Consider the following 10850-nt stretch of genomic DNA (forward strand, 5'->3'; position numbering starts at 1 on the left):
GGGGAGGATCGGGGCGTGCTCGGGCATGGGCGTCTTCAGGGTTCGGTGAGATGGAGGGGCCGGGGCATTCGGCTTGGCCGGCGCGTAAAGCGGTAGGTGGATTTCTACCATCCGGGCTCCGCCCTCACCATGAAATCAGCGAATGAATTATTAGCTGTGCTGATGATCGGGTGGTCGGGTTCAGCTGCGCTAATGGCGGGAGCGGCGTTCGCTTGCCGGCGAAGCCGGCGCCAGAGCCTTCCGCCGGCCGGGCGGGGCTGGACAGCGAGGCGCGAGGGGCGCAGTGTTCGAGCGGTCAGAACCGCCACCACCCGAGGTAGAACGCAGATGGCCAAGGCAGCCGATGTGGTTGTGCAATGCCTGGAAAACGAGGGCGTGCAGTACGTCTTCGGAATTCCCGGTGAGGAGAATCTCGACCTGCTGGAATCCCTGCGCAAGTCGCAGATCCGGCTGGTGCTCACCCGCCACGAACAATCGGCCGGCTTCATGGCCGCCACCTACGGGCGCCTCACCGGCAAGACCGGGGTCAGCCTGTCGACCCTCGGCCCGGGCGCCACCAACCTGGTGACCGCCGGCGCCTACGCCTACCTGGGCGGCATGCCGATGCTGATGATCACCGGGCAGAAGCCGATCAAGAAGTCCAAGCAGGGCCGCTTCCAGATCCTCGACGTGGTCGGCATGATGCAGCCGCTGACCAAGTACACCCACCAACTGGCCTCCGCCGACAACATTCCCTCGCGGGTCCGCGAGGCGTTCCGCCTGGCCGAGGAAGAGAAGCCTGGCGCGGTGCACCTGGAGCTGCCGGAGGACATCGCCGCCGAGCAGACCGACAGCCTGCCCATCCCGCCGAGCCTGAGCCGCCGGCCGCTGGCGGAATACAAGGCGATCTGCGCCGCGGTGGAGAAGCTGCGCGCCGCGCGCAGCCCGATCCTGGTGATCGGCGCCGGGGCCAACCGCAAGATGACCGCCAAGGTCCTCAAGCAACTGATCGACAAGACCGGCATTCCCTTCGTCACCACCCAGATGGGCAAGGGCGTGGTCGACGAGCGTCACCCGCGCTTCCTCGGCAACGCCGCGCTGTCCGCCGGCGACTTCGTGCATCGCGCGGTGGAGGCGGCCGACCTGATCGTCAACGTCGGTCACGACGTGATCGAGAAGCCGCCGTTCTTCATGGTTCGCGGCGGTACCGAGGTGATCCACGTGAACTTCCGTTCCGCCGAGGTGGACCCGGTGTATTTCCCGCAGATCGAAGTAGTGGGCGACATCGCCAACGCCATCTGGCAGATCGGCGAGGCGCTGGACGATACCGCGCACTGGGACTTCACCCGCCTGCTGGCGATCCGCGAGGCCAACGAGGCGCAGGTCGCCGAAGGCGCCGACGACCCGCGCTTCCCGCTCTATCCGCAGCGCCTGGTGGCCGACGTGCGCCGGGCGTTGCCGTCGCAGGGCATCGTCGCCCTGGACAACGGCATGTACAAGATCTGGTTCGCCCGCAACTACAAGGCGCACATGCCCAACACCGTGCTGCTGGACAACGCCCTCGCCACCATGGGCGCCGGCCTGCCCTCGGCGATGGCCGCGCACCTGGTCTACCCGGACCGGCCGATCGTCGCGGTGTGCGGCGATGGCGGCTTCATGATGAACAGCCAGGAACTGGAAACCGCGGTGCGGCTGAAGATGAACCTGACGGTGATCATCCTGCGCGACAACGGCTACGGGATGATCCGCTGGAAGCAATCGAACATGGGCTTCGCCGACTTCGGGCTGGACTACGGCAACCCGGACTTCGTGCGCTACGCCGAGGCCTACGGCGCCTATGGCCACCGGGTCGACAGCGCCGAGGGCTTCCTGCCGCTGCTGGAGCGCTGCCTGGGCACGCCCGGGGTGCATGTGATCGATTGCCCGGTGGATTACTCGGAGAACGACCGCATCCTCAACGTCGAGCTGCGCGAACGCGCCCTGGCGGTCTGAACCGCCGGAGCGTCGTGCCGGCGTGCGTTCCGGCGCGACGGCTCAGAACAGCGACAGGTTGTAGCTGGCGATCAGGCGCACCTCGTCTACGTCGCGCGCCGAGCGCTCGAAGTCGGTGCGGTAGGTGGCGTTGCGCAGGCGCAGGCTGAGGTCCTTGAAGCGGCCGCTCTGCACCACGTACTTCAGCTCGATGTCGCGCTCCCATTCCTTGCCCTCGTCGCCGTTGGCCAGGCGGATATGGTCGCCGTTGACGTAGCGGGTCATGAAGCTCAGGCCGGGCACGCCGACGCTGCGCAGGTCGAAGTCGTAGCGCAGTTGCCAGGAGCGTTCCTCGGGGTTGGCGAAGTCGTTCACCTGCAGGTAGTTGGCCAGGTACGGATTGCTGCCGTCGAGGTAGGGCATCGAGCTGGCGCCGTTCATCCGCTGCCAGCCGGCGCTGAGCGTGTGGCCGCCCTCGGCGTAGGCGAGCAGCAGGCTGAGGGCGCGGTTGTCGATCTTGCCGGCGCGGGCCGCGCCGGCGTCCTCGCTGTCGAACCAGCGCAGGTCGGCGCTCAGCTTGCCGGCGCCGAGCTGCCGCTTGCCCACGGCACCGAGGTAGCGCTGGCGATAGACGTTGCGCAGGCCGCCCTGGGCGTATTGCAACAGCAGGCCGTCGTTGACCTGGTAGTCGAGTTGGTAGGCGTCGAAGCGGTTGCCGGTGGTGTCGCAGGCGTAGCGTTTGTTCTTGCAGTGCAGGCGGATGTCCTGGGCATCGCTGGAGTCCCGCGCGGTGTAGCGCTCCAGGCGGGTGGCGGAGAGCCTGAGCCCGGCGATCTCCTCGCTGGTCAGCTGGGCGCCGTGGAACAGGGTCGGCAGCAGGCGTCCGTCGTTGTATTTCAGCAACGGCATGTCCGGCAGCATCGCCCCGTACCTGAACTGTGTCTGCGAGAAGCGCATCTTGCCGGCTACGCCGGCCTTGGCGTACTGGTCGACCGAGCGACGCGGATCGTGGCCGCTGGAAGGCAGCAGGCCGCTGTTGCTGTCCGCGGGGCTGGAGTCGAGCTTGATCCCGAGCATCGCCAGGGTATCCACGCCGAAGCCCAGCGCGCCCTCGGTATAGCCCGAGCGCAGGTCGAGGATGAAGCCCTGCGCGGCTTCCTCGCGCTTGGAGGCGCCCTGGGGGTTGGCCGAGCTGCCGTCGCGGAAGTCGCGGTTGAAGTAGACGGTGCGGGCTTCCAGGCGCGCGCTGCCGTCCTCGAGGAAGGCGGCAGGGGCCGGGGCGACGAATCCGCCGCACAGGGCGAGGGCGCCCAGGCCGCGAAGGGTGCGGGGCGAACGGGGGGAAAACGGGGCGGACATGCGGTGACTCTCGACAGCGGGGGGTAAAAAAGCGCGCGAAGGTGTCACAGATGGTCGGCGGGGTCTTTGCGACCTTGGTCTAGCCGAGAAGGCGCGCACGGATCGTCGGCCAGGCAGGCCTCTAGCGGGTCGGACGCAGCGTGCCGAAAGCGACGAAGAATCCTCCGCAGCCCCCTGTGAAATGCTGCCCCGCCCGTGCCAGCCTGATCGTCACGTTTGCGCCAGGATATCCGGAGGCTAGCGCTTCACGCAGACGAACAGGGCATTCCCGGAGCTGCCGGCCCAGGGCGTGATCCGTTCGTAGTCGTGTTCGAAGACCTGCACCTCGAAATGCGTCTGCAACAGGTGCTGCAGCTCGGCGAAGCTGAGGGCGACCATGGGGTGTTCGTCCTCCCAGGTCTGGGTCGTTCCGTCCGTGGTTTTCTCGATACCGAGGCGCAGCGCCTGGCGCTCGCCCTCGCCGCTGTAGTACCAGCCGGAACCGAAGGTGAAGCGGCTGCCTCGATGCTCCACGGAATGGCGGACGAACGAGCGATTGTCGATCTGCCCCTTGTCCACCGTGTTGAAACAGAACACGCCGCCATCCGCCAGTGCGCCATGCACGCTGGCCAGGCATGCGCGCAAGCGCTCCAGCCCTGCGTTGTAGTGGATCGAATAGAGGAAACAGGTGATCAGGTCCAGCGGCTCGTCCACCTGGAAGCCGGCCATGTCCTGCCGGCTGAAGTGCGCTTCGGGGCAGCGCTGTCGGGCGAGGTCGAGCATCGGCTGGTTGATGTCCAGGCCGGCGCTGCGATAGCCGAAATCGAGGAAGTGCCTCACGTGAGGGCCGGTACCGCAGGCCAGGTCCAGGTGCCGCCGGCCCTGGTTGCCGAACAACTGGTGCAGGCGACGCACGCAGTGGCTCTGCGCCTGGTAGTCGATGTCGGCGCACATCAGGTCGTAATAGTGGGACAGGTCGGTGTACAGCGCAGTGGCGGACATGGGCGGCAAGGACCGGCGGCGAAGGGCGCGGCATGGTACCCCAGGCCCGGGCTTTGCCGGCGAAAAAACAGGCACCGGCTGGCGGATCGCGGGCGGACGTTCGCTGCCGCCGCGGCCGCTCAGCGGCGCCCTTGGATGAGGACCTCACTCGATCCCGGCAACCCGCCGCTTTCCGGCTGGCGGTGGGCTGCCGGCACGCGCTCACTGCCTGCGGATGGCGACGATGCTGGCCGCTCCCGCGTCGACACGGAAGTCGAAGGTCACCCGGTCTCCCACGGTCAATCCGTGCGACTGCTCCGGGGTGATCTTGAACCTCATCGTCATCGGCGGCCAGCGAAGCGTGGGCACCGCGCCGTGGGCGACGGTGATGCTGGCGCGATCCGGGGCGATCGCCTTGACGGTGCCCTCCGCTGTGGCCGTTGCGGCCGCCTGCTGGGTCTGCATGTCTTCCATCGCCATGCCCGGCATGGTTTCCGCCTGCGCCCCGAAGGTCAGGGCGAGGAGCAGTGTGGCGTAGAGGTAGCGCGTTTTCATCGGGATTCTCCTGGGTAGTCCGTGGGTAGGTTGGCGAGCGAACGACGGCGAAGCAGCCAGTACGCCGCTGGAATGACGAAGAGGGAAAGCAGGGGAGCGGTGAGCATGCCGCCGACCATCGGTACGGCGATACGGCTCATGACTTCGCTGCCGGTGCCGCTGCCCCAGAGGATCGGCAGGAGGCCGGCGACGATCACCGCGACGGTCATGGCCTTGGGCCGCACGCGCTGCACGGCGCCCTCGCGGATGGCGCGGAGCAGCGTGGCGCGGTCGTCGGACCGTGGCTGTTCGGCCCGGGCGTTCTTCAGGTAGATCAGCATGATCACCCCGAATTCCGCCGCGACGCCGGCCAGCGCGATGAAGCCGACGCCGGTGGCGATCGACAGGTTGTACCCCATCAGGTACAGCAGCCACACGCCGCCGGCGAGAGCGAAGGGCAGGGTGGCCATGATCAGCAGGGCCTCGTCGACGCGGCCGAAGGTCAGGTAGAGCAGGACGAAGATGATCGCCAGTGTCGCCGGCACCACCAGCTTGAGCCGGGCATTGGCACGCTCCAGGTACTCGAACTGACCGGAGTAGCTGAGGCTGGTGCCCGGCGCCAGGTGCACGTCGCGTTCCACCGCCTGGCGCAAGTCCGCCACCACCGAGGCCAGGTCGCGGCCGCGAACGTCGACGTAGACCAATCCGGAAAGGCGGGCGTTCTCGCTCTTGAGCATCGGCGGTCCTTCGCTGATGCTCACCCTCGCCACGCTGCCGAGGGTGACCTGGCCACCCTCGGCGGTGTAGATCGGCAGTTCCCGCAGGGCCTCGGGCGAGTCGCGCCATTCGCGCGGGTAGCGCACGTTGATCGGATAGCGGGCCAGTCCTTCCAGCGTCTCGCCGACGTTCTCCCCGCCGATGGCGCCGCTGACGATGGCCTGCACGTCGGCGATGTTGAGGCCGTAGCGGGCCGCCGCCTGGCGGTCGATATCGATGTCGATGTAGCGTCCGCCGGAGAGGCGTTCCGCCAGCGCCGAGGAGACGCCGGGAACCGTCCTGGCCGCCCGCTCCACCGCTTGCGCGACGCGCTCGATCTCGGCCAGGTCGGCACCGGCGATCTTCACCCCGATGGGACTCTTGATGCCGGTGGCGAGCATGTCGATGCGATTGCGGATAGGCGGAATCCAGATGTTGGTCAGGCCCGGCACCTTCACCACGCGGTCGAGTTCCTCCACCAGCTTTTCGCTGGTCATGCCCGGGCGCCAGTGACTCTTCGGCTTGAAGCGGATGGTGCTCTCGAACATCTCCAGCGGCGCCGGATCGGTGGCCGACTCGGCCCGTCCGGCCTTGCCGAACACCGTATCCACCTCGGGCACGCTCTTGATCAGGCGGTCGGTGATCTGCAGCAGCTCCGCAGCCTTCTGCGCGGACAGGCCGGGCAGGGCCGAAGGCATGTACAGCAGGTCGCCCTCGTCCAGCGGCGGGAGGAACTCGCCGCCCAGCCGGGAGAGCGGCCACAGGCTGCTGAGGAAGATCAGCGCGGCGACCGCCAGCGTCGTCCGCGGGTAGCGCAGCACCCGCTCCAGCGCCGGCTGGTAGAGCCCGATCAGCCAGCGGTTGAGCGGATTGCTGCGCTCCTCCGGCAGCCGCCCGCGAATCCAGTAGCCCATCAGGACCGGCACCAGGGTCACGGACAATCCGGCGGCGCCGGCCATCGCATAGGTCTTGGTGAACGCCAGCGGTCCGAACAGGCGACCTTCCTGCGCTTCCAGGGTGAACACCGGAATGAACGACAGGGTGATGATCAGCAGGCTGAAGAACAGCGCCGGCCCGACCTCCATCGCGGCCTCGGTCATCACCCGCCAGTGCTGCTCGCCCACCAGGGGCGTGTCCGGATGCCGCGTATGCCAGGCCTCGACGCGCTTGTGCGCGTTCTCGATCATCACCACCGCCGCATCGACCATCGCGCCAATGGCGATGGCGATGCCGCCCAGCGACATGATGTTGGCGTTGATGCCCTGCTGGTGCATCACGATCAGCGCGATCAGCACCCCGACCGGCAGCGAGACGATGGCCACCAGCGACGAGCGCAGGTGCCAGAGGAACGCGGCGCAGACCAGCGCGACCACGATGAACTCCTCGAGCAGCTTGTGCCCGAGGTTGGACACCGCGCGGTCGATCAACTGGCTGCGGTCGTAGGTGGTGACGATCTCGACACCCGCGGGCAGGCTCTTCTTCAGCGTCTCCAGCTTGTCCTTCACCCGTGCTATGGCTTCGCGGGCATTCTTGCCGCTGCGCAGGACGATCACCCCGCCGACCGCCTCGCCCTCGCCGTCCAGCTCGCCGATGCCGCGGCGCATCTCCGGCCCCAGCTGGATGCTGGCGACGTCGCCGAGAGTGACCGGGCTGCCGTTGCCGGCCAGGCGCAATGGAACCGCGCGGAAGTCGTCGATGCTCTTCAGGTAACCCGATGCGCGCACCATGAACTCGGCTTCGCCCAGCTCCAGTACGCCGCCGCCGGTCTCCCGGTTGGCCTTGCCGATTGCCTCGACCACCTGGCTCTGGGTGATGCCCAGGCTGGCCAGTCGCAGCGGGTCGAGCAGCACCTGGTACTGGCGGACCATGCCGCCCACGCTGGCGACTTCCGCGACGTCGGGCACCGTCTTCAATTCGAAGCGGAGGAACCAGTCCTGCAGGGAGCGCAGCTGGGCCAGGTCATGCCGGCCCGAGCGGTCGACCAGGGCGTACTGGTAGATCCAGCCGACCCCGGTGGCGTCCGGCCCGAGCGCCGTCTTCGCGCTCGCCGGCAGACGCGCCTGCGCCTGGTTCAGGTACTCCAGCACCCGCGAGCGCGCCCAGTAGAGATCGGTTCCGTCCTCGAACAGCACGTAGACGAAGCTGTCGCCGAAGGAAGAAAAACCGCGCACGGTCTTCGCCCCGGGAACCGACAGCATGGTGGTGGCCAGCGGGTAGGTGATCTGGTTCTCGACGATCTGCGGTGCCTGGCCCGGATAGCTGGTACGGACGATCACCTGGACGTCGGAGAGGTCGGGAAGCGCGTCGATAGAGGTGCTACGCAGCGACCAGAGGCCCCAGGCGACGATGAACAACGTTGCCAGCAGGACCAGGAGGCGGTTGGCCACCGACCAGCGGATGAGTGCCTCGATCATGGCCGTTCCTCCTGCTGGCGTACCCGCTCGATGAGCAGGCCGGCGTCGCTCTGGCTGACGCCGAAGCGGATACGCTCGCCGACCTTCAAGCCATCGGCCAGTCCGGGGCGGGCGAGGGCGAAGGTCATGGTCATGCCGGGCATGCCCAGGGTCTCGAACGGTCCGTGGCTGATGGTCAATCCCTCCGCCGTGATGGCCACGATGCGCCCATCGGCCTCATGCACGGGCGGCGTCGTCCGCATCGCGGCGGGCTCCGTCGCGGTGTGCGGCGCGATGCCTCTCAGGCTGGCTTCCGAGTCGATCAGGAACTGTCCGGAAGCGACCACCTGCTGGCCTTCGACGAGTCCATGCAGGACCGTAACCCGACCGTCGTTCTCCTGGCCCAGGCGCACTTCCACCGGCTGGAAGCGTCCGTGTTCCCCGGCGAGCATCACCAGGTCGCGCTTGCCGGTGCGGATCACCGCTTCGCTGGGGATCTGCAGCACATCGGCCTGACCGGGTAGGTCGAGATCGACCGCGACCGTCATCCCTGGGCGCAACCGGCCGTCGGCATTGGCCAGTTCGATGCGCAGGCGCGACGTGCGGCTTTGCGCGTCGTTCTCCGGCAGGATGCTGGCCAGGGTGCCGCTCAGCGGACGCTCCGGGAAGGCCGGCAGGCGGGCGTCGACCGTCTGGCCGGGGCGGAGTCCTCTGGCCTGGCTCTCCGGGACCGCCGCTTCCAGCCAGACCTGCTCCAGGCCATTGATCCGGGCCAGGGGCGCGCCGGCCGACAGGGTCATGCCGGTGCGTACGTCCAGTTCGCGGATTGCTCCGGCGATGGGCGCGGCCAGGGTGATCACCGGGTGCACCCTGCCGCTGCGGACGATCTGCGCGACGAGTGGGGCCGGCATGCCCGCCAGCCGCAGGCGTTGCCGCGCCGCTTCCTGCAGGGCCGGCTCCGCGGCGCCGCGCAGGGCGAGGAACTCCTCCTGCAGGGCGGCCCATTCCGGGACCAGCAGATCGGCGATCGGTGCGCCGGCCTGCACCACGTCTCCCGGCGCCAGGGCGTAGGTGCGCTCGACGAAGCCGCCGGCGCGGGCCTGTAGCACTGCCACGGCGCGCTCATCGTAGGCCAGCACGCCGACGACCCGCAGTGTGCGGTCGAGCCTGCCGCGGCTGACGGTGGCCAGGCGCATACCGAGGTTCTGCCGGATGCCTGGCTCGACCTCGACCCCTGGTGCGCCGTCGGGCTCATCGGCGTACCTGGGCACCAGCGGCATATCCATGAACGGCGACTTGCCCGGCGCATCGAAGTGCTGCTGCGGGACCATCGGGTCGTACCAGTAGAGCGGCTTGCGTTCCGCCATGCCCGGCGCCGGGGCTTCCGGCATCGGCGCGTGGCGTTGCTGGGCGTACCAGTAGCCGCCGGCGCTGCCGATAGCCAAGGCGAGGACCAGCGCGGCGGATGCTTTCACAGGGAAACGGCTCATGCGCGTCCCTCCTCGTAGGTGAAGTAGAGACGTGCGGCAAGCTGCGCCAGGGAGCCCTGCAGGTCGATCTGCCTGAGCTGGGCCTCGACCCGTTGCTGGCGGGCGCCGAGCAGTTGTTCGAGATCGAGCGTGCCGGCGCGGTAACCGGCCAGGGCCAGGCGGACCTTCTCCTCGGCCAGCGGTAGCAGGGTGGCGGTGCTGCGCTCGAGCGCGCGCTGCAGGCGGCGGTACTCCGCCAGGTCGGACTCCAGTCGCTGCTCGTACTCGCGGGTCATGGCGGCGCGCTCGGCTTCCAACTGCCGGACCTGGGCGCGTCGTGCGGCAATCTTTGGGTCCTGGCGGGTGGCGCTGAAGAGCGGCAGGTCGAAGCTAACTTGCAAGGTCATCATGTCGCCGAACTCGCGGCTACGACGCTGGTAGTCCAGCTCCCAGCTCCAGTCCGGTTTTTTCTCCGCCACGGCCTCGCGCACCAGGGCCTCGGCCTCGCGGGTCATCGGGTCGTAGGCGGCGAGTGCCGGATGCCGACGGAGCGCCTGCCGCGAATGCGCGGCGTCGATCGTCCAGTGCGGGAAGTCGCCGTCCAGCGCATCGGGCGCATCCTCGCCCGTCCAGCGCTTGAGCGTCGCGCGGGCCTGGGCCTGCTGGCGCAAGAGATCGTCCTTGCGCTCATCCAGCAGCGCCGCCTCCTGGCGTGGCGCCACTACGTCCACGGCGCTGGCGCCGCCGCCGGCCAACCGTGCGCGGACCGAGGCGGCCAGCAGGCGGTTCTCGCGGAAGAAGTCGTCGAACAGGGCCAGCTTGCGCTGGAGCGTATAGGCCGCGATCCAGGCTTGCGCCGATGCGCTGCGGACCTGCAGGCGCTCGACGCCGGCTTCGGCATCGGCGCGTTCGACGGCGGCCTGTGCGGTTTCCATACGCGCCTTGCGCTTGTCGCGGTTGGGCACCTCCTGCATGACCCCGACCATCTGCATGGTCATGAAGTCCCGGTTTGTGGTGAAGCGATCGTCGCCTTCGATGGGGACGTTCTGCAGTCCAAGGTTCAGCTTGGGATCGGGCAGTGCGCCCGCGGGAATCGCGGCGCTTCTGGCCGCCGCGCGTTTTTCGTTCTGTGCCAGCAACGACGGAGCGTTGCGTTCGGCCAATCGGAGGGCGTCGTCCAGGGAAAGGGAGGCACCCTGTGCGGACAGGCTGGACAGCATGAAGAGCAGTATCCAGCCCGAACTGATACGGATGGGAGTCACGGTGATGATTCCTCGGGAAAACCTGCGCATAGGCGCGAATCACCCGGCAGCCAGCATGGCCGCGGGAGGGTTTCAGATCGGTAGAGGAATCAGGCGCAGGGAGGTCGCCAGCGTTCGGCCGGGGCCTGGCTGAGGATCGGATCGCCGATCACTGGCCACGGCAGGAC

General features: G+C 68.2%; 7 protein-coding genes. 1 reads left to right on the plus strand and 6 read right to left on the minus strand.

Translation table 11 applies throughout. The features are described 5' to 3' along the window. Nucleotides 1–327: 327 nt before the first annotated feature. Nucleotides 328–1971, plus strand: a complete 1644-nt coding sequence (locus FFS27_RS20395; protein WP_021265308.1) for an acetolactate synthase large subunit — start codon at nt 328–330, stop codon at nt 1969–1971. 42 nt (nt 1972–2013) lie between these two features. Here the strand turns inward: FFS27_RS20395 and FFS27_RS20400 are convergent, their stop codons facing one another. The 6 genes from FFS27_RS20400 to FFS27_RS20425 form a co-directional block, all read right to left on the minus strand. Then, entirely contained in the window at nt 2014–3309 is a 1296-nt protein-coding gene (locus FFS27_RS20400; RefSeq protein WP_016252967.1) for an OprD family porin, read from the minus strand. A 237-nt stretch (nt 3310–3546) separates the two neighbouring features. Beyond that, on the minus strand, nt 3547–4290 hold the full coding sequence (eftM, locus tag FFS27_RS20405; protein ID WP_003093564.1) for a class I SAM-dependent methyltransferase EftM: 744 nt from the start codon (nt 4288–4290) through the stop codon (nt 3547–3549). Between the two features lie 201 nt (nt 4291–4491). Further along, on the minus strand, nt 4492–4824 hold the full coding sequence (locus FFS27_RS20410) for a copper-binding protein (RefSeq protein WP_015502318.1): 333 nt from the start codon (nt 4822–4824) through the stop codon (nt 4492–4494). Beyond that, nucleotides 4821–7973, minus strand: a complete 3153-nt coding sequence (locus FFS27_RS20415; protein ID WP_015502319.1) for an efflux RND transporter permease subunit — start codon at nt 7971–7973, stop codon at nt 4821–4823. Before FFS27_RS20415 ends, FFS27_RS20410 begins: the two co-directional genes overlap by 4 nt. After that, a complete protein-coding gene (locus FFS27_RS20420; RefSeq protein WP_023097194.1) occupies nt 7970–9442 on the minus strand; it encodes an efflux RND transporter periplasmic adaptor subunit in 1473 nt (490 codons plus the stop codon). Before FFS27_RS20420 ends, FFS27_RS20415 begins: the two co-directional genes overlap by 4 nt. After that, complete coding sequence (locus FFS27_RS20425; RefSeq protein WP_023100798.1) at nt 9439–10683, minus strand: TolC family protein; 1245 nt, start codon at nt 10681–10683, stop codon at nt 9439–9441. The genes FFS27_RS20420 and FFS27_RS20425 overlap by 4 nt, the downstream gene beginning before the upstream one ends. Between the last annotated feature and the right edge of the window lie 167 nt (nt 10684–10850).

This window comes from Pseudomonas sp. 2VD (assembly GCF_005503585.1).
Taxonomy (GTDB): Bacteria; Pseudomonadota; Gammaproteobacteria; order Pseudomonadales; family Pseudomonadaceae; genus Pseudomonas; species Pseudomonas aeruginosa.

Bases quoted from the DNA above. Each gene is read 5' to 3' on its own strand.
- FFS27_RS20415 (WP_015502319.1), bottom strand. From the start codon at position 7,973: ATGATCGAGGCACTCATCCGCTGGTCGGTGGCCAACCGCCTCCTGGTC.
- FFS27_RS20410 (WP_015502318.1), bottom strand. From the start codon at position 4,824: ATGAAAACGCGCTACCTCTACGCCACACTGCTCCTCGCCCTGACCTTC.
- FFS27_RS20395 (WP_021265308.1), top strand. From the start codon at position 328: ATGGCCAAGGCAGCCGATGTGGTTGTGCAATGCCTGGAAAACGAGGGC.
- eftM (WP_003093564.1), bottom strand. From the start codon at position 4,290: ATGTCCGCCACTGCGCTGTACACCGACCTGTCCCACTATTACGACCTG.
- FFS27_RS20400 (WP_016252967.1), bottom strand. From the start codon at position 3,309: ATGTCCGCCCCGTTTTCCCCCCGTTCGCCCCGCACCCTTCGCGGCCTG.
- FFS27_RS20420 (WP_023097194.1), bottom strand. From the start codon at position 9,442: ATGAGCCGTTTCCCTGTGAAAGCATCCGCCGCGCTGGTCCTCGCCTTG.